18 protein-coding genes and 1 riboswitch are annotated in these 17,926 nt (G+C 53.7%); of the genes, 12 read left to right on the top strand and 6 right to left on the bottom strand.

The genetic code is table 11. The features are described 5' to 3' along the window. Window positions 1–26 precede the first annotated feature (26 nt). From JC793_RS01495 to nudC, 4 genes are all read right to left on the bottom strand, one after another. Window positions 27–617: a YjaG family protein gene (locus tag JC793_RS01495; protein ID WP_046895342.1), complete on the bottom strand. Its 591-nt coding sequence runs from the start codon at window positions 615–617 to the stop codon at window positions 27–29. A 6-nt stretch (window positions 618–623) separates the two neighbouring features. Beyond that, entirely contained in the window at window positions 624–1,358 is a 735-nt protein-coding gene (gene nfi, locus JC793_RS01490) for a deoxyribonuclease V (RefSeq protein WP_247717354.1), read from the bottom strand. A gap of 34 nt (window positions 1,359–1,392) precedes the next feature. Next, window positions 1,393–2,460: a uroporphyrinogen decarboxylase gene (gene hemE / locus JC793_RS01485; RefSeq protein ID WP_166706885.1), complete on the bottom strand. Its 1,068-nt coding sequence runs from the start codon at window positions 2,458–2,460 to the stop codon at window positions 1,393–1,395. A gap of 92 nt (window positions 2,461–2,552) precedes the next feature. Then, window positions 2,553–3,335: an NAD(+) diphosphatase gene (gene nudC / locus JC793_RS01480; protein ID WP_127378520.1), complete on the bottom strand. Its 783-nt coding sequence runs from the start codon at window positions 3,333–3,335 to the stop codon at window positions 2,553–2,555. Between the two features lie 200 nt (window positions 3,336–3,535). On the opposite strand from nudC, the gene JC793_RS01475 reads away from it, so the two are divergent. The 6 genes from JC793_RS01475 to JC793_RS01450 are packed head-to-tail and all read left to right on the top strand — an operon-like array spanning window position 3,536 to window position 8,837. Beyond that, the gene (locus JC793_RS01475) at window positions 3,536–4,606 is read left to right on the top strand and encodes an ABC transporter substrate-binding protein (RefSeq protein WP_218427259.1); all 1,071 of its coding nucleotides are present in this window, start codon (window positions 3,536–3,538) and stop codon (window positions 4,604–4,606) included. Between the two features lie 10 nt (window positions 4,607–4,616). Beyond that, window positions 4,617–5,441 (top strand): alkaline phosphatase family protein, encoded by an 825-nt coding sequence (locus tag JC793_RS01470; RefSeq protein ID WP_218427258.1) that lies wholly within the window; start codon window positions 4,617–4,619, stop codon window positions 5,439–5,441. A 22-nt stretch (window positions 5,442–5,463) separates the two neighbouring features. Beyond that, window positions 5,464–6,327: an ABC transporter permease gene (locus JC793_RS01465; RefSeq protein ID WP_247717353.1), complete on the top strand. Its 864-nt coding sequence runs from the start codon at window positions 5,464–5,466 to the stop codon at window positions 6,325–6,327. After that, on the top strand, window positions 6,314–7,114 hold the full coding sequence (locus tag JC793_RS01460) for an ABC transporter permease (protein WP_431739822.1): 801 nt from the start codon (window positions 6,314–6,316) through the stop codon (window positions 7,112–7,114). The genes JC793_RS01465 and JC793_RS01460 overlap by 14 nt, the downstream gene beginning before the upstream one ends. A 10-nt stretch (window positions 7,115–7,124) precedes the next feature. Further along, window positions 7,125–8,153 (top strand): ABC transporter ATP-binding protein, encoded by a 1,029-nt coding sequence (locus tag JC793_RS01455; protein ID WP_166706880.1) that lies wholly within the window; start codon window positions 7,125–7,127, stop codon window positions 8,151–8,153. Between the two features lie 9 nt (window positions 8,154–8,162). Further along, the gene (locus JC793_RS01450) at window positions 8,163–8,837 is read left to right on the top strand and encodes an HAD family hydrolase (RefSeq protein WP_166706879.1); all 675 of its coding nucleotides are present in this window, start codon (window positions 8,163–8,165) and stop codon (window positions 8,835–8,837) included. A gap of 67 nt (window positions 8,838–8,904) precedes the next feature. Here JC793_RS01450 and JC793_RS01445 read toward each other — a convergent pair whose 3' ends face one another. Beyond that, entirely contained in the window at window positions 8,905–10,482 is a 1,578-nt protein-coding gene (locus JC793_RS01445) for a methyl-accepting chemotaxis protein (protein WP_166706878.1), read from the bottom strand. Window positions 10,483–10,738: 256 nt separating this feature from the next. Continuing rightward, window positions 10,739–10,858: riboswitch (TPP riboswitch) on the top strand. A gap of 142 nt (window positions 10,859–11,000) precedes the next feature. Between JC793_RS01445 and thiC the strand changes: the two genes are divergently transcribed. From thiC to thiH, 6 genes are read left to right on the top strand one after another with little or no spacing between them, the layout of a single operon-like run. Continuing rightward, complete coding sequence (gene thiC / locus JC793_RS01440) at window positions 11,001–12,950, top strand: phosphomethylpyrimidine synthase ThiC (RefSeq protein WP_218427254.1); 1,950 nt, start codon at window positions 11,001–11,003, stop codon at window positions 12,948–12,950. Next, complete coding sequence (gene thiE / locus JC793_RS01435; RefSeq protein WP_218427253.1) at window positions 12,937–13,602, top strand: thiamine phosphate synthase; 666 nt, start codon at window positions 12,937–12,939, stop codon at window positions 13,600–13,602. The genes thiC and thiE overlap by 14 nt, the downstream gene beginning before the upstream one ends. Beyond that, entirely contained in the window at window positions 13,592–14,350 is a 759-nt protein-coding gene (locus JC793_RS01430; RefSeq protein WP_166706875.1) for a HesA/MoeB/ThiF family protein, read from the top strand. Before thiE ends, JC793_RS01430 begins: the two co-directional genes overlap by 11 nt. Beyond that, a complete protein-coding gene (gene thiS / locus JC793_RS01425; RefSeq protein WP_166706874.1) occupies window positions 14,341–14,541 on the top strand; it encodes a sulfur carrier protein ThiS in 201 nt (66 codons plus the stop codon). The genes JC793_RS01430 and thiS overlap by 10 nt, the downstream gene beginning before the upstream one ends. Before the next feature lie 2 nt (window positions 14,542–14,543). Continuing rightward, window positions 14,544–15,311, top strand: a complete 768-nt coding sequence (locus JC793_RS01420) for a thiazole synthase (protein ID WP_218427251.1) — start codon at window positions 14,544–14,546, stop codon at window positions 15,309–15,311. Beyond that, window positions 15,311–16,438: a 2-iminoacetate synthase ThiH gene (gene thiH, locus JC793_RS01415; RefSeq protein WP_166706872.1), complete on the top strand. Its 1,128-nt coding sequence runs from the start codon at window positions 15,311–15,313 to the stop codon at window positions 16,436–16,438. The genes JC793_RS01420 and thiH overlap by 1 nt, the downstream gene beginning before the upstream one ends. Before the next feature lie 37 nt (window positions 16,439–16,475). Here the strand turns inward: thiH and JC793_RS01410 are convergent, their stop codons facing one another. Continuing rightward, on the bottom strand, window positions 16,476–17,912 hold the full coding sequence (locus tag JC793_RS01410; RefSeq protein ID WP_166706871.1) for an alanine/glycine:cation symporter family protein: 1,437 nt from the start codon (window positions 17,910–17,912) through the stop codon (window positions 16,476–16,478). Window positions 17,913–17,926 lie beyond the last annotated feature (14 nt).

The raw sequence follows: 17,926 nt of genomic DNA, 5'->3' as shown, positions 1-17,926 counted from the left end.
TATAGGCTTAAATCACGTTTTTTGATTTAATCGCCTAAACTAACACCAATATTGCTGATCCCCGCATCACGGAGATCGGATTTCAAGCCTTTTATCAACTCAATATCGCGCTCTTCGCAGGCGGCCAATAAGCGGAAAATTTCCCACTGAATGTCCCACTCTTCTTCAACAGCGGACAATTCATTTAATTCGTCGTCGGACATTTCGCGTCCGGCATGTGTCATTTCCAGTACGGCGACAGTGCCGACTGAAATCTCACTGACCGCAATAGCATGTTCCAGTGTTTCCCCGCTCAGGCGGGTATGGATAAGCTCACTGAGTGCCGCACAGGCATCAATCGCCGGATACACACCGTAAATATCATAGTTATCTGCATCAGGGATGACATCTTCCAGCTTTTCCAGCTGATTATCAAAGTTCACTTTTGCGTCTTTGACCGTCAGGATTTCCCAGATGAGATCCAGAATACGCCGGTAAAGCGACGGATCGGCAAACCCGGTCTGCTGACAGAAAACGGCATAATTCGGGTACATTCTCTCGCACAGACATGCCGCGAAGGTGAGATGCTGCCAGCTCTCCAGTTTTTCCAGCCGTAAATGGATCGGGTTCTTTAACATTCCGCTTTACTCGTTACTCTGACGTGAGCCGCAGTTTACCTGAAAATCCGTGATATCCACATCTTTACGTGGAAAATCGGGAAATTTCTGCTTCAACCGGACAAAAAACGTTCGATTTGAGGCAATGCCATCAGCCCAGCGGGTCGGTTCAGGCAGGCGATAGCCGCGTGTCAGGGCTTTTACCCAGGTCAGCGCGGTATCAATACTCATATGATGACCCGGTGAAATAAACAACGGATTGCAACGGGTTTTGCTGCGCCAGACCCAGCCGAGCGGCTCACCTTTGTCTGTCAGCAGCGACTGCGCCCCGGCCTCTTCCGCCAGCGGTTCAAACGTACCGCATAACCGGCTCTTGGCAACACCAATCGCAGGTAAATCCAGCAGTACCCCGAGATGCCCGGCGACGCCGAGACGGCGCGGATGAGCACGCCCCTGGCCGTCCACCAGCACCAGTTCAGGTTTTAAGGTCAGCTTTTCCCAGGCGGCAAGTGCAGCGGGAATTTCACGGAAGGAGAGCAGCCCCGGAATATAGGGCAGTTGTGTGGGGATGCGGGCGGTCTGATACTCCGCCACCTCCAGCTCAGGCCAGGTGAGGATCACCACGGCAGCCCGTGTGACATTTCCCCCGTCCTCAAAACCGACATCCACCCCCGCAATATAGCGGGGACTGAGAGGCACATCCTGCAGACTGACCTGTTGTGCCAGTTCCGTCTGCCGGGCTTTCAGGGCGCGGGTGTCAATGGCTGTCATGGTGACCTCCGTTATCTGTCAGTGATCAGCCCTGATGGTATTTGGCTGACAGACGATGAACAGACTCAACGAATGCGCCGGCATGCTCAGGCGGAACATCCTGGTGGATGCCGTGTCCGAGGTTGAACACATGGCCTTCGCCCTGCCCGAACCCGGCCAGGATAGATGCCACTTCCGCTTCAATGCGGGCAGGCGGCGCATAGAGCATGGACGGGTCCATATTGCCCTGTAAGGCTACTTTATTACCGACCCGGCGGCGGGCATCCGCGATATCCATGGTCCAGTCCAGCCCCAGGGCATCACAGCCGGTTTCCGCCATCGCTTCCAGCCACTGTCCGCCGCCTTTGGTGAACAGCGTAACCGGCACACGGCGCCCGTCATTTTCACGGATCAGACCATCGACAATCTTATGCATGTAATTGAGTGAAAACTCACGGTAATCACGCCCGGTCAGTACCCCGCCCCAGGTGTCAAAAATCATCACGGACTGCGCACCGGCTTTAATCTGCGCGTTGAGATAGAGGATCACACTGTCTGCCAGTTTATCCAGCAGCAGATGCAGGGTCTGCGGTTCGGCGTACATCATCTTTTTGATTTTGGTAAAGGCTTTGCTGCTGCCGCCTTCCACCATATAAGTAGCCAGTGTCCACGGACTGCCGGAGAAACCGATCAGCGGCACATCGCCGTTCAGGGCTTTGCGGATGGCGCGTACGGCATTCATGACATAACCGAGTTCCTGCTCCGGGTCCGGTACCGGCAGTTTTTCAACATCACGGGCATTCTGGATCGGATGGACAAAACGCGGCCCTTCGCCGGTTTCAAAATAGAGCCCGAGACCCATCGCATCAGGAATAGTCAGAATATCGGAAAAGAGAATTGCCGCATCCAGCGGGAAACGACGCAGCGGTTGCAGGGTGACTTCACAGGCCAGTTCGGTGTTTTTGCACAGTGCCATAAAATCCCCCGCCTGTTCGCGGGTGGCTTTATATTCAGGCAGATAACGCCCGGCCTGACGCATCATCCACACAGGGGTTATATCCACCGGCTGACGCAGTAATGCCCGCAGATAGCGGTCGTTTTTCAGTTCACTCATGACAGACTCCAAAAAGTTGTTGGCCGCGTAACGTATTGACGTCCTGAATAAAACCCATTGTAACACGCCTGTCGTCCGGGGTCAGGGCGGTGTTACGCGTCTTCGTCATCCTGACGGCACAATGCGACGGTATCTTCAATCAGACGGCGGGCGATGGTATCCGGCGGCGGAATAACCGGCAGATTATCATACCGGTACCAGTCTGCGCTGAGCAGTTCTGACGGATCGTGATGAATTTCACCGTCCGCGTAATCCGCCAGGAATCCCATCATCAGCGAGTGCGGGAACGGCCACGGCTGCGAGGAGACATAACGGATATTCTGAATCTCAATCCGGCTCTCTTCCATCACCTCACGGGCAACGGCTTCTTCCAGAGTTTCACCGACTTCGACAAACCCGGCGAGCACGGTAAACAGCGGCGCACTTTTGTGGCGGCGGTGCTGTGCCAGCAGAATGGAGTCATGACGGCGGATACCGACAATAATACACGGCGCTATCTGCGGATAGTAACGCTCGCGGCAGCTGTCACACAGACACGCCCACTCACTTGCACTGTATTTCATGGCTGCGCCGCAATAGCCGCAATAGCGGTGTGAGCGGTAAAATTCCGCCAGCTGCACGCCGCGTCCGGCCATTTTGAAAAGATCATCATTCTCTGCGGCAATAATGCGCGGCGAACACATATCGGAACGCATTTTTTCGCGGATAAGCCAGACAGGTAATCCCTGCCACTCCCCGATACGCACGGCCGGTTTCCCGGTCAGCATCCATTGTGCCGCACTGCCCTCCGGCAGTTGTCCTTCCGGCAGCCAGACGCGGTTATCCGCGCTGATCACCCAGTAACCGGTTTCATTGCCTGTTAAAATCTGCTGCATAATAGAGACATCATGTTAATGAAATAATAATGGATTAAATCATACTCCCTTTGCCGGGAGAATACTCAGCAGAACGGGGGATGTTTTTCCGTGTCACCCGCCTGTCAGAAAAGTGTCACACCGATGTCAGTTGCCTGTCACAAACGCGTCATACCCTAGCCACACCACTGATACTGAATCAGTTAACTGACGAGGGTTTTATGACACGCTTTCCTTCTGCCAAACTAGTACTGACCGCCGCAGCGGTTACTGCCTCTTTCTCTGCTTTTTCTGCCGGGCAAAATACCATTCCTGAAGAACTGATTGCCGCAGCCAAAAAAGAGGGCGTGGTTTACAGTGTCGGGATGCCGGATACCTGGGCTAACTGGAAAGGCACCTGGGCTGATCTTGAAAAGCTCTACGGTATCCGCCATCAGGATACCGATATGAGCTCCGCCCAGGAAATTGCCAAGTTCGCCGCTGAAAAAAATAATGCCACTGCGGATATCGGGGATGTGGGTGCCGCTTTCGGCCCTGTCGCCGTACAGAAAGATGTGGTGCAGCCTTACAAACCGACCACCTGGGATCAGATCCCGGACTGGGCAAAAGATAAAGACGGTAACTGGGCACTGGCCTATACCGGTACCATTGCATTCATCATCAATAATGATCTTGTCAAAGAACAACCGAAAAGCTGGGCCGATCTGCGCAACGGTAACTACCGCGTGACTATCGGTGATGTCGGTATCGCAGCACAGGCCAACAGCGGTGTGCTTTCCGCAGCCTTTGCCCTCGGCGGTAATGAAACCAATATTCAGCCTGCGATTGAATTGTTTGCGGATCTCGCCAAACAAAAACGTTTATCCCTGAATGACCCGAGCGTGGCAAACCTGGAAAAAGGCGAAGTGGAAGTGGCGGTGATGTGGGATTTCAACGCCCTTAACTACCGCGACCAGATTGATGCCAAACGCTTTACCGTGGTGATCCCGTCTGACGGTTCAGTCACCTCCGGTTACACCACGATCATCAACAAATACGCGAAGAACCCGAACGCCGCCAAACTGACGCGTGAATTTATCTTCAGTGATAAAGGACAACTCAACCTGGCCGAAGGTTATGCCCGCCCTATCCGCGCTGCACATCTGACGTTGCCGGACGATATCAAAGCCAAACTGCTGCCTGAATCCCAGTACAGCAACGCCAAACCGATTACCGATTTTGACGGCTGGGAAAAAACCTCCCGCCAGTTGCCGAAGCTGTGGCAGCAAAACGTTATCATCAACATGAATTAACGGAATGACAATGAATAACCCTGTTATCCTGGTTGTTCTGGATGGCTTAAACTACCGCACAGCCCATGACTGCATGGGCTTTATGCAGGGATTAGCCGAATCCGGGGACGCCACACTGTACCGCCTGAACTGTGAACTGCCCTCACTCTCCCGCCCGCTCTATGAATGTATTCTGACCGGCGTGCGTCCGGTTGACAGCGGCGTGGTGCACAATCAGGTGGTACGTCTGTCACACAACGACAGTATTTTCTCCCTCGCACAAAAAGCCGGAAAAACCACCGCTGCCGCCGCTTATCACTGGGTCAGTGAGCTGTATAACCGTGCGCCGTTTGATGCCGTCCGTGACCGTTTCACTCACGATGATTCGCTTGCAATACAACACGGCTGTTTTTATCAGGCGGATCACTATCCGGACGATCATTTATTTCTCGATGCGGAATATTTACGCCGCCAATACCATCCCGACTTTCTGCTTATTCACCCGATGAATATTGATAATGCCGGACATAAATTCGGCGGTGATTCACAGCAGTACCGCAACAGTGCCCGCCGTGCAGACGGCCTGCTCTCCGCGTATCTGCCTGCGTGGATTGAAGCGGGTTATCAGGTGCTCGTCACGGCTGACCACGGCATGAATAATGATCGCTCCCACGGCGGAATTCTGGATGAGGAACGTGCAGTGCCGCTGTTTGTTGTTGGTGATGCATTCTCTCACGAAGCAGACCTCCCGGTGCAGCAGACACAACTGTGCGGCACTGTCTGCCGGTTGCTCGGCCTGAGCGGACATAATAAAGCTGCTGCACCGCGCCTGCTGCGGGAGACACACCATGGCTGATATTCTGCCGGAGCTGACCGCGATGAAAAGTAAGCAACATACCCGCTCTCTGTCACGCCGTCTGCCGCTGAAACCGATGCTGTTACTGCTCCCTGCCGCGCTGCTGTTCACGCTTTTCCAGCTTGCGCCGATGTTATGGGTGATTATCAACAGCTTCGTGTATGAAGATGCCTGGTCATTGGGCAATTTCACCGAAATCTTCAGCAGCCCTTTTTATATTCAGTCCTTCGAAAACACGCTGTGGATTTCCGGGATATCGGCGGTCGGCGGGCTTCTCCTCGCGACGCTGTTCGCCGCTTCCTTACAGCACGCCCCGCCGCGTCCGCGCCGCTGGCTGATTGCTTTCACCAACATGACCGGCAATTTCAGCGGTGTGCCGCTGGCGTTTGCCTTTATCATTATTCTCGGCGTCAACGGCGCTATCACCCTGCAACTGAAAGCCTGGGGGATAATTGAGGATTTCAATCTCTACAGCGCTTCCGGACTGATGCTGATTTACCTCTATTTTCAGATCCCGCTGGGAATTCTGCTGCTCTATCCGGCCTTTGATGCCCTGAAACCGGAATGGGAAGATGCAGCCAAAACCATGGGAGCCGGCCGCCTTGCCTACTGGCGTTATGTCGCGCTGCCGGTGCTCTCTCCGGCACTGCTTGGTACGTTTATCATTCTGTTTGCCAATGCCGCCGGGGCTTATGCCTCCACCTATGCGCTGACTACCGGGAACTACAATATGGTGACCATCCGTATCGCCAGCCTGGTGTCCGGCGATCTGTTCCTGGAACCGAATATGGCGGCGGCACTCTCTGTCCTGCTGATGGTTATCCTTGGATTCATCACTGCTGTCTATCACTGGCTGCTGAAACGGAGTTACCATGCCAAGTGCTGATCTCACACTCAATCCGCCGTCCATGGCGCGTTATCACAAATTCATGCTCAGCCTGATTGTGATCCTGCTGCTGTTACCGATTATCGCGACACTGGTGTATTCCTTCTCCACCCGCTGGGGTGCCACGGTGCTGCCGGACGGCCTGACGTTACAGTGGTATCTGAAGCTGTGGCAGGACCCGCGTTTCGTCGCGGCATTCGGCCGCTCGCTGTTTATCTGTTTTGTCACACTCGCTCTCAGCACGCTGGTGATCCTGCCGCTGGTATTTGCCGTGTTTTATTACTTCCCGCGGCTGAAAGGGCTGATGGAGATCCTGATTATTCTGCCGTTCGCGGTACCCCCGGTTGTCTCCTCCGTCGGATTGCTGCAACTGTTTGCTGACGGGCCGCTGCCGATCGCCGGTACGCCGTGGATTCTGATCGGTACCTATTTCACCATCACCCTGCCGTTTATGTACCGGGCGCTGGCCAACAGCCTGAACGGCGTGCCGCTGAAAGACCTGCTGGATGCCGCCCATCTGCTCGGCGCAGGTACTTTTAAAGCATTCCTGCTGGTGGTGGTGCCGAATATCCGCAAAGGACTGCTGGTGTCATTGCTGATCGCGTTCTCTTTCCTGTTCGGTGAGTTTGTGTTTGCCAATATCCTGGTCGGCACCCGTTACGAAACACTGCAAATCTATCTCTACAACATGCGTCAGACCAGCGGGCATTTCACCTCTGCCCTGGTGATGAGCTACTTTATTTTCACCCTGATCCTGACCCTGATCGCGACACGCTTAAGCCGCTGAGGAATCACCGATGAGCTATGTAATTGCTGAAAACCTGACAAAATCCTTTGCTGCCACCCCGGTCTTTTCCGGTCTGAATTTTTCTGTCAGCAAAGGGGAATTTATTACCCTGCTTGGCCCGAGCGGCTGCGGTAAATCCACTCTGCTGCGCTGTCTCGCCGGGCTGGAGCCTGTCAATGACGGAAGAATTTATGTGAATAAACATGACATTACGCTATCTCCGCCACAACAGCGGGAGATCGGAATGGTGTTTCAGAGCTACGCGCTGTTCCCGAATATGACGACCGAACGCAACATTGCTTTCGGCCTGAAGATGCAGAAAATCCCGGAAAATGAACAGCGCAAAGCCGTTGCGGAAGTGATTGAGCTGGTGGGTCTGAAAGGAAAAGAGCAGTATCTGCCGCATCAGCTTTCCGGCGGTCAGCGTCAGCGGGTGGCGCTCGCACGGGCACTGGTGATGAAACCGCGTATCCTGCTGCTGGATGAACCGCTCTCCGCGCTGGATGCGCAAATCCGCAAACACCTGCGTCAGCAAATCCGTCAGATCCAGCGGGAACTGAATCTGACCACGATTTTTGTCACCCACGACCAGGAAGAAGCCATGCTGATGTCAGACCGCATCTTCCTGATGAACAAAGGTGAAATCGTGCAGAGTGATACGGCTGAAAACCTCTACACCCAGCCCGCCAATGAGTTTGTCGCGCGCTTTATGGGTCATTACAATCTGGTGAACGCACACAACGCCAACAGCCTGCTCGGCCTGAATCTCAGCGGCATTGTGGCGATCCGCCCGGAGTCCATTTATGTCCGCGAGGCCGGAAGACAGTACGGAGAACACATTTCCCGTCCGGTTTCAGGTACAATCCGTGACAGTCAGTTACTGGGCAATATTATTCGTTATCAGGTGGATACCGGAATGGGCGCACTGACCGTGGATCTGCTGAACCGCTCCTCTGAGCGGCTGTTTGAACAGGGCACACAGCTGGAGCTGATGTTTAATAAAAATGAAATCCGCGCCCTTGCCCCGTCAGTTAATTAAAGGAACGTCATGTCAACATTAGCGGTTTTCGACCTCGATCACACCTTAATCGCTGCGGACAGCAGCCTGTTATGGACAGACTATCTGTGGGAGAAAGGCATTATCACTGATCCGGCCTTTTTTGCCGCAGATAAGCAGATGATGGCAGATTACAGCGCCGGGAAGCTGGATATGGCTGCGTATATGGCCTTCAGCCTTAAGGCATTGGGTAATGCCACCGTTGCACAGATTGATGAATGGGTGGCTGAGTTTACCGAAAGCAAAGTGCGCCCGCTGGTCTACCCGGATGCCATCAAAACCCTCGCGTTTTACAAAGAACACGGCGTACCGGTGATTATTATTTCCGCCACCGCCGATTTTATTGTCAAACCGGTGGCGAAGATGCTGGGGGTGAATCTGGCGTTTGGTATCGAACTGGAAATCAAAGATGACCATTACACCGGCGCATTACAGGGGATCACCACTTTCCGTGAAGGCAAAGTAGAAAAACTAGCTAACTTTTTGGATATTCGCCAGTTTTTACCGGAACGTACGATTTTTTATACCGATTCCGCCAACGATTTACCGCTGTGCCGCTATGCCACCGATGTGCTGACGGTCAACGCCGACCCGGTATTGCAGGCAGAGGCAGAAAAACAGGGTTGGATGCAGCTGACGTGGTCATTAAACACAATAAACAGCTAATCTTCCTGCCCGTCACTGATAAATATGATACCCGCAGCCGAAGATACGTCAGCGGGTATCAGCCGGATCAGGCAGCGCTGCTTCCCAGTCTGAATTGGGTCATGACCTGCATGAGCTGCCCCGCCTGCTGATGCAGGCTTTCCGCTGCGGCCGCATTTTCAACCACCAGCGCGGCATTCTGCTGTGTGACCTCATCAATCTGCTGCACAGCAATCCCGACCTGCGAAATACCCTGAGACTGCTCATTCGCCGCCAGTGTCAGCTCGTCAATCATCTGGCTGACGCCTTGTGTCTGAGTGACAATCACCTGCATCGACTCACCGGCTTCTGCCACCAGTTTACTGCCGGCATCCACCTGTTCAACACTGGTATTAATCAGATTTTTTATTTCACCGGCCGCCTGCGCACTCCGCTGTGCCAGTGTCCGGACTTCGCCGGATACCACAGCAAAACCGCGCCCGTGTTCACCGGCACGTGCGGCTTCCACCGCTGCGTTCAGCGCAAGGATATTGGTCTGGAATGCAATGGAATCAATCACACCGATAATGTCAGTGATTGTCCGTGAAGAGTGTGAGATATCCTGCATGGCATGAATAACCAGATCCACTTTCTCACCACCGTGACGGGCCGTTTCGGACGCTTCCGCTGCCATCATGTTCGCTTTTGCGGCAATCTCCGCACTGCTTTTCACCGTGGCAGACAGCTGCTCCATTGATGCCGCTGTCTGTTGCAGACTGCTGGCCTGAGATTCCGTCCGCTGACTCAGATCCGCATTACCGCTGGTTATCTGCATTGTCCCGGTCACAATACTGTCACTGTTATTACGCACTGTACCGACGATACCGGCCAGATTCCTCTGCATTGCCTTCAGGGTACTCAGCACGCTACCGTCCGGAACCGGATGCGTTTCATCGGACGGCGACAGATCACCGGAAGCGACACGTTCAGCCACTTCTTTCAGTTGTGCGGGTTCGGCACCCAGCGCACGGGTCAGGTTCCGGATAATCATCACCCCGGAAACAATCGCCAGCGTTAATGCCAGCAGTGCGAACACCAGAATAATGTTGCTCTGACGCTCAAAATTCGTATTAAACTGCTGAATAAGCTGATTACCGGTTTCAGTGCCGTGATCTCTGCTGGCACGGAATGACAGGATATAGGCATCCGATGCCGCATATTCCGCATCCATCATTTTCGCAATGGCTTCCTCATGCCGGCCCTGCTTATCCAGTGCGAGTACTTCCCGGGTCACGGCGGCATAGTGTTTTTCATCCGCTATCATTTTATCAAGCAGGTCCCGCCCCTGCGGATCCATACCGAACTCATTAACCATATCCAGCAGCGTCTGAGTTCTTTCACTCACTTTCCCGTCTTCTTCTTCAAAACGGTTCAGTTCTTCTGTTTTATCTTTCTTATCAGTCGAATTGATCATATCCCGCAGCATGATCGCCCGCTCTTCCGTTGCATGGCGGACTTCATACGCCTGAACCTGAAGTGCATATGTCCCGTTGACGTAATCCGTGAACATTTCCTTGTCTTTGTACAGGTTCATAACCGCCATCCCGGAAACCAGCGCCAGAATGGCGATCAGAACACCGAATGTGACAGATAACCTGACCCGGATCGTCATATTTTTAAGATTCATTTTTTTTCCTGATGCAGAAAGCAATCAATAAGGCCAATAAATAACCAAATATCTTTTCTTAATATGCCGTAATAAGGCACGCCGACAGAAAACATCGGCAACTGGCCGGAAATTATCAGTTTTAATTTAATTTTTTTTATATTTAGCCACTGCGGTGTAACTGCTGACTATCAGAGGGGAATGATCGGGAACGCTTCAGGTAAATAAATGATGTTATAAAAAGGTTGTAGTTTCCGGGCAGCTTCTTATACTGAAATCTTTCTTGTCGGAGTGCCCAGCATTTATCCCTGTGATAAATCGGGCTGAGACCGTTAATTCGGGATCCGCGGAACCTGATCGGGTTAGTACCCGCGAAGGGAACAAGAGTAATCTTTCCTTTTTTAACCGCCGTTTTTCAGCCGCCGCCATGCGGATGTTGTGTACAGCCGGTTATCACGCATTACTCCTGACGCACCTCCAGACAAGCAATTTCTCACTTTTTCTTCCGGCGTTGCCGGTTTCACTGTAAGGAATTTGCTATGTCCCGTGAACAACGTATTGATACCACTGATCTCTCCCCGGGCGCGGAAACCGCGGCCCCCTCCAAAGCCCGTACCCGCCGTGAGCAGCGCGACGCGGCTGAGGAATATATCAGCACGCTGAAAGGCGTCAATTTCCCGAATTCGTCCCGTATTTATCTCACCGGCTCCCGCCCGGATATTCGTGTGCCGATGCGGGAAATTGCCCTGTCAGCCACACTGATCGGCGGTGACAAGGCCAATCCGCAATATGAAGAGAATGAGCCGGTACCGGTTTATGACACCGCCGGGCCGTACGGCGACCCGCAGGTGAAACTGGATGTCCGCGCCGGTCTTGCCCGTCTGCGTGAACAATGGGTTGCAGAGCGCGGCGATACCGAAGCAGTGACACATCTGAGTTCTGATTTTACCCGTGACCGGCTGGCTGATAACGGACTGGATCATCTGCGCTACCCGGATCGTCCGGCGCCGCTGAAAGCCAAAGCCGGAAAATGCGTGACGCAGCTGCATTATGCCCGGAAAGGGATTGTTACCCCTGAGATGGAATTTATCGCCATCCGCGAAAATATGGGACGTGAACGTATCCGTGGCGAAGTCCTGCTGCAACAGCATCCGGGACAGCATTTCGGCGCCAATCTGCCGGATAACATCACCCCGGAGTTTGTCCGCGATGAAGTCGCCGCCGGACGTGCCATTATCCCGTCCAATATTAACCACCCGGAATCCGAACCGATGATTATCGGCCGCAATTTCCTGGTGAAAGTGAATGCCAATATCGGTAACTCTTCTGTTACCTCCTCCATTGAAGAAGAAGTGGAAAAACTGGTCTGGTCCACCCGCTGGGGGGCAGATACGGTGATGGATCTCTCCACCGGCCGTTATATTCATGAAACCCGCGAATGGATACTGCGTAACAGCCCGGTGCCTATCGGTACCGTACCGATCTATCAGGCTCTCGAAAAAGTGAACGGTGTGGCCGAAGATCTGACCTGGGAAATGTTCCGCGATACGCTGCTGGAGCAGGCGGAACAAGGGGTGGATTACTTCACCATTCACGCCGGGGTTCTGCTGCGCTATGTGCCGATGACCGCAAAACGCCTGACCGGCATTGTGTCACGCGGCGGCTCGATTATGGCGAAATGGTGCCTGTCTCATCATCAGGAAAATTTCCTGTATCAGCACTTCCGTGACATCTGTGAAATCTGTGCGGCCTATGATGTGGCGCTGTCTCTCGGTGATGGCCTGCGTCCGGGGTCAATTCAGGATGCCAACGACGAAGCTCAGTTTGCGGAACTGCATACCCTCGGCGAACTGACCAAAATCGCGTGGGAATATGATGTGCAGGTGATGATTGAAGGCCCGGGTCATGTGCCGATGCAGATGATCCGCAAAAACATGACGGAAGAGCTGGAGCATTGCCACGAAGCACCGTTCTACACGCTGGGGCCGCTGACCACCGATATCGCGCCGGGTTATGACCACTTCACGTCCGGTATCGGCGCGGCACTGATCGGCTGGTTCGGTTGCGCGATGCTCTGTTATGTCACACCGAAAGAGCATCTCGGACTACCGAATAAAGAAGATGTTAAACAAGGGCTTATCACCTATAAAATCGCTGCGCACGCCGCCGATCTTGCCAAGGGGCATCCGGGAGCCCAAATCCGCGATAACGCGATGTCAAAAGCACGTTTCGAATTCCGCTGGGAAGATCAGTTCAATCTGGCGCTGGATCCGGAAACCGCCCGGACTTACCACGATGAAACGCTGCCGCAGGCATCCGGAAAAGTCGCGCATTTCTGTTCCATGTGCGGGCCGAAATTCTGTTCAATGAAAATCTCACAGGAAGTCCGCGACTACGCCGCCGGGATGGAAGAGATGTCTGACGCCTTCCGTGCCAAAGGCAGCGAGCTGTATCACAGTGCAGAGGAGCGTATCGATGAATCTGCCTGACGCGCCGTTTGCCCGGACGGAACATAAATTAGGGCTGTATCCGGTAGTGGATTCGCTGGTATGGATTGAGCGGCTGCTGGCATACGGTGTGCGGACCATTCAGTTACGCATCAAAGACAAAACCGATGCACAGGTGGATGAGCAGATCCGCACCGCCGTCGCGCTGGGAAAACAGTATCAGGCGCGGTTGTTTATCAACGATTACTGGCGCCCGGCGATAAAACACGGTGCTTATGGTGTGCATCTCGGCCAGGAAGATCTGGATATTGCCGACCTGCGGGCTATTCAGCAGGCCGGGCTGCGTCTCGGGATTTCCACTCACGATGATACGGAATTGCAGCGCGCCAAAGCGCTGCATCCCTCCTATATCGCACTGGGACATATTTTCCCGACACAAACCAAAATCATGCCTTCTTCCCCGCAGGGATTAGAAAACTTAGCCCGCCAGGTTGCCGCCACGCCGGATTTCCCGCTGGTCGCCATCGGCGGTATTTCCCTTGATCGTGCTCCTGCTGTTGCTGCCACCGGGGTCGGCGGCATTGCGGTGGTCAGTGCGATCACCAAAGCCGCTGACTGGCAGACCGCCACCCGGCAACTGATGATACTGACCGGGGAAATCACAGAGCATCAGGAGGTTAACCATGCTGAATGATCACGACTTTATGCGCTACAGCCGCCAGCTGCTGCTGGAGGATATCGGCCCGGAAGGTCAGCTGAAACTCAAACGGTCTCATGCGGTGATCACCGGCCTCGGCGGACTGGGATCACCTGCAGCGCTGTATCTGGCTGCGGCCGGTGTCGGTGAGCTGACACTGATTGATGATGATGAAGTGCATCTCTCCAATCTTCAGCGTCAGATTTTATATACCGAAGCCGATGTGCCGGACAATAAAGCCCGTACCGCAGCGGCGCGTCTGCGGGCGCTGAATCCCGCACTGACACTCAATGTGATCACCGAACGCCAGACCGGGGAAACGCTGCAACATATTGTACAGACAGCGGATATTGTCCTCGACTGTACCGATAACATGGCGACCCGCCATGCTATCAATACCGCTTGTGTCACGCAGCAAAAAACCCTGGTCAGCGGCAGTGCGGTCGGATTCAGCGGACAGCTTCTGGTGTTGCAGCCACCGTTTGAGCACGGCTGTTACTGTTGTCTGTATCCCGATGATGTGATTCCGGAACGCAACTGCCGCACCGCCGGTGTTCTCGGTCCGGTTGTCGGCGTGATCGGCACGCTCCAGGCGCTGGAAGCGATTAAACTGCTGGCCGGATTACCCTCCCCGCTGAACGGAAAATTACGTCTCTTCGACGGCAGACAGCAAAGCTGGAGCACACTGCAACTACGGCGGGATACCGGTTGCCCTGTATGTCAGGAGGCAGCCGCATGCGCATAACGGTTAATGACGAGATCATGAATTTTGATGCTCCTGTCACCGTCAGTGAACTGCTGGCATCCCTCGGCCGCCCGGCGGCGGGTATGGCTGTCGCGGTCAATCAGACCATTGTTGTCCGCGGCTGCTGGTCAGAACACGTTGTCCGCGACGGCGATCAGATTTTACTTTTTCAGGCTATCGCAGGAGGTTAATCATGCTGACGATTGCAGATACTACATTTACATCTCATTTATTTACCGGCACCGGGAAATACACCAGCAGCCGGGTGATGCAGGAAGCCATTGCCGCCTCCGGCAGCCAGTTAGTCACCATGGCAATGAAACGTATCGATCTTTCTCAGGGACACGATGATATCCTTGCCCCGCTCCGTGAACTCGGTATTAAACTGCTGCCGAATACCTCCGGGGCGAATAACGCCCGGGAAGCGGTCTTTGCCGCACAACTGGCGCGGGAAGCACTCGGCACCAACTGGATCAAACTGGAGATCCACCCCGATACCCGTTACCTGCTGCCGGACCCGGTTGAAACCCTGGCAGCGGCAGAAATACTGGTAAAAGAGGGCTTTGTTGTCCTGCCCTATTGCAGTGCGGACCCGGTGTTATGCCGCCGGTTGCAGGAAGCCGGATGTGCTGCTGTTATGCCGCTGGGTGCGCCTATCGGCTCCAATCAGGGATTACAGACCCGTGATATGCTGCGCATTATTATTGAGCAGGCAACGGTTCCGGTAGTGATTGATGCCGGGATTGGTGCGCCCGGGCATGCCCTGGAAGCCATCGAACTGGGTGCGGACGCCGTGCTGGTCAACACCGCCATGGCGGTTGCCCGCTCGCCGGTCATCATGGCGAAAGCGTTCCGTCAGGCCGTTGAGGCAGGACTGCTGGCACGGGAAGCCGGACTTGCACCGAAGCAGCAGCAGGCATCGGCATCCAGCCCGCTGACCTCATTCCTGGAGGCGTTGTGATGCGTGAAACAACCTTCAGCGATCACTGGCGGCTGCTGGACTGGGATGACCTCACCCTGCAACTCAACAGCAAAACTGCCCGCGATGTCGAACGGGCACTGAGTGCGGACACGCTGACCACGGCGGATTTTATGGCGCTGATTTCCCCTGCCGCCCGTCCGTATCTCGAAGTGATGGCGCAGAAAGCACAGACGCTGACCCGGCAGCGTTTCGGTCATGTCGTCGGAATGTATGTCCCGCTTTATCTCTCTAATCTGTGTGCCAATGACTGCACTTACTGTGGTTTCTCCATGAGCAACCACATTAAACGCAAGACCCTGACACCGGAAGAAATCCATACAGAATGCAGGGCGATAAAAGCCCTCGGGTTTGACAGCCTGCTGCTGGTCACCGGCGAACATCAACGCAAAGTGGGAATGGACTACTTCCGTGAAACATTCCCGCTGATCCGCGATTATTTCAGTACCATGATGATGGAAGTGCAGCCGATGGCGACAGAGGAGTACGCCGAACTGCGCACGCTGGGGCTGGACGGAGTGATGGTGTACCAGGAAACCTACCATGAAAGCACCTATCAGCGGCACCATCTGAAAGGGAAAAAACAGGATTTTCACTGGCGGTTACAGACACCGGATCGTCTCGGTCAGGCCGGGATCAGCAAGATCGGCCTCGGCGCGCTGATCGGTCTGTCCGGACAGTGGCGGACAGATTGCTATATGGTCGCGGAGCATCTGCATTATCTGCGTCAGCGCTACTGGAAAGCCCGTTATTCCATCTCTTTCCCGCGTCTGCGCCCGTGCGCAGGTGGTATTGAGCCGGAATCCCTGATGAATGAAACGGAGCTGGTACAGCTTATCTGTGCTTTCCGCCTGTTCGCACCGGATATTGAACTGTCTCTCTCCACCCGCGAATCACCGTATTTCCGTGATCATATGGTGCCGGTGGCGATAAACCAGGTCAGTGCCGGTTCCCGGACGCAACCCGGCGGCTATGCCGAAGATGATGATCCGGAACTGGAACAGTTCAGTCCGCATGATAACCGCTCTCCGCAACAGGTCGCCGATGCCCTGCTGGCCGCCGGTCTTCAGCCGGTCTGGAAAGACTGGGATAAATATCTGGGACGATGATGTAAAAAGGCCGGTGAAGAATACCGGCCTTGTTTTTTTAGTCTATCCGCTTACAGTAAGTTACCGGCGGCACATCCTGCCCGGCATTTTTCGCCGGAATATAGCGATCCCAGAAATCATTAAACAACCGGAAAATCTCTTTTCGTCTGCTCAGTATTAATGTCATGGTGATCAGCACATAAACCGCGCTCAGAATATCCGTCAGCGCCCATAAAATATCAGCCTGAAGGTTGGTAAATAACACAATCGGCGCCAGATAATAAACCCGGTACAGGTTTTTCGCGATTTTATTGGCTTTGGTATCCCCGAAGAAAAAGTTAACCGCTTTCTCACAGGTAAAATACATACCGATGGTCGTCGTACAGGCCAGCAGAGTAATAAATATCGCCATAAACCAGCTGCCTGCGTCGCCGTATGTCACTTTAAATGCCAGCGTGGTCAGGCGTGATGAGGTGATACCGGCGTAATCCACCCAGACATTGGTGGTCAGAATAGCCAGTGCCGTCACGGTACAGATAATAATGGTCAGGAAAACCTCGCCAAAACCCCAGCTGGACTGGCGGATCGGGTGATCCGTTGTTGCTGCCGCATGTGCCACAATACCGTAACCGGTTCCGGCATCATTGGAATAAATCCCCCGCGCGATCCCGAAACGGATGGCTTCCATCACGGTTGCCCCGGCAAATCCGCCGACACCGGCAGCCGGTGAAAAGGCCGATTTAAAGATCAGGGCAAATGCAGACAGGATCTGATCATAATTCATCACCAGCAGAATCACCGCGACGGTCAGATAGGTGATCGCCAGTTTCGGCACCACACTTTCCATTTTGGAGGAAATACCTTTTAATCCGCCGATGATGACACTGGCAATAAAAATAACCATCACCAGCAATGTCAGATAACTGTCGACATTAAACGCTTCTTCGATAGAGGATGTTGCGGATTCACTTTGCACCAGACATGTCCACGGCCCGAGCATAAAACAGCACACCGACAATGCAACCGCACCTTTTTTCCAGCCCAGAGCATGTTCCATCACAAATGAACGGTCACAGACATATTCATCCATCGATTTTTCATATTTGACGCGGTAACGCTGGCCGAGAATAATTTCACAGGCTTTCGTTGCGATTCCGAAAAAGGCGGAGAACCAAAGCCAGAATATCGCACCCGGCCCACCCATCGTAATCGCGGTTGCCACCCCGCCGATACTGCCGATACCCACGGTATTCGCCAGTGCGGTACAAGCGGCGGCAAAACTGGACACCGATCCCGTACCCTGAATTTGTTCACCGGCATTTTTTTTCTTAAATAATCCGCCGTAGGTATTTTTAATATTAAAACGAAAATTAAGCTGGTATTTAAAACGGAATTTAATAGTCAGCCAGATACCGAGACTGACTAATAAAACCGGCATCGGATAAGTCCAGATAAAATCTGAAAACTGATTAATAAGATTAAGAATCGTGTCCATAATGAGTATCCGGT

It is taken from the genome of Morganella morganii (assembly GCF_019242955.1).
GTDB classification, from domain to species: Bacteria; Pseudomonadota; Gammaproteobacteria; order Enterobacterales; family Enterobacteriaceae; genus Morganella; species Morganella sibonii.
The sequence above is the reverse complement of the archived record's forward strand: the minus strand, read 5'-3'. Positions and strand labels throughout refer to the sequence as shown.

What these genes read in the sequence shown, in the direction of transcription:
- JC793_RS01470 (WP_218427258.1), top strand. Translation starts at nt 4,617, where the DNA reads ATGAATAACCCTGTTATCCTGGTTGTTCTGGATGGCTTAAACTACCGC.
- thiC (WP_218427254.1), top strand. Translation starts at nt 11,001, where the DNA reads ATGTCCCGTGAACAACGTATTGATACCACTGATCTCTCCCCGGGCGCG.
- JC793_RS01465 (WP_247717353.1), top strand. Translation starts at nt 5,464, where the DNA reads ATGAAAAGTAAGCAACATACCCGCTCTCTGTCACGCCGTCTGCCGCTG.
- JC793_RS01445 (WP_166706878.1), bottom strand. Translation starts at nt 10,482, where the DNA reads ATGAATCTTAAAAATATGACGATCCGGGTCAGGTTATCTGTCACATTC.
- nudC (WP_127378520.1), bottom strand. Translation starts at nt 3,335, where the DNA reads ATGCAGCAGATTTTAACAGGCAATGAAACCGGTTACTGGGTGATCAGC.
- thiS (WP_166706874.1), top strand. Translation starts at nt 14,341, where the DNA reads ATGCGCATAACGGTTAATGACGAGATCATGAATTTTGATGCTCCTGTC.
- JC793_RS01410 (WP_166706871.1), bottom strand. Translation starts at nt 17,912, where the DNA reads ATGGACACGATTCTTAATCTTATTAATCAGTTTTCAGATTTTATCTGG.
- JC793_RS01475 (WP_218427259.1), top strand. Translation starts at nt 3,536, where the DNA reads ATGACACGCTTTCCTTCTGCCAAACTAGTACTGACCGCCGCAGCGGTT.
- JC793_RS01460 (WP_431739822.1), top strand. Translation starts at nt 6,314, where the DNA reads ATGCCAAGTGCTGATCTCACACTCAATCCGCCGTCCATGGCGCGTTAT.
- JC793_RS01495 (WP_046895342.1), bottom strand. Translation starts at nt 617, where the DNA reads ATGTTAAAGAACCCGATCCATTTACGGCTGGAAAAACTGGAGAGCTGG.
- thiH (WP_166706872.1), top strand. Translation starts at nt 15,311, where the DNA reads ATGCGTGAAACAACCTTCAGCGATCACTGGCGGCTGCTGGACTGGGAT.
- JC793_RS01420 (WP_218427251.1), top strand. Translation starts at nt 14,544, where the DNA reads ATGCTGACGATTGCAGATACTACATTTACATCTCATTTATTTACCGGC.
- hemE (WP_166706885.1), bottom strand. Translation starts at nt 2,460, where the DNA reads ATGAGTGAACTGAAAAACGACCGCTATCTGCGGGCATTACTGCGTCAG.
- thiE (WP_218427253.1), top strand. Translation starts at nt 12,937, where the DNA reads ATGAATCTGCCTGACGCGCCGTTTGCCCGGACGGAACATAAATTAGGG.
- JC793_RS01430 (WP_166706875.1), top strand. Translation starts at nt 13,592, where the DNA reads ATGCTGAATGATCACGACTTTATGCGCTACAGCCGCCAGCTGCTGCTG.
- JC793_RS01455 (WP_166706880.1), top strand. Translation starts at nt 7,125, where the DNA reads ATGAGCTATGTAATTGCTGAAAACCTGACAAAATCCTTTGCTGCCACC.
- JC793_RS01450 (WP_166706879.1), top strand. Translation starts at nt 8,163, where the DNA reads ATGTCAACATTAGCGGTTTTCGACCTCGATCACACCTTAATCGCTGCG.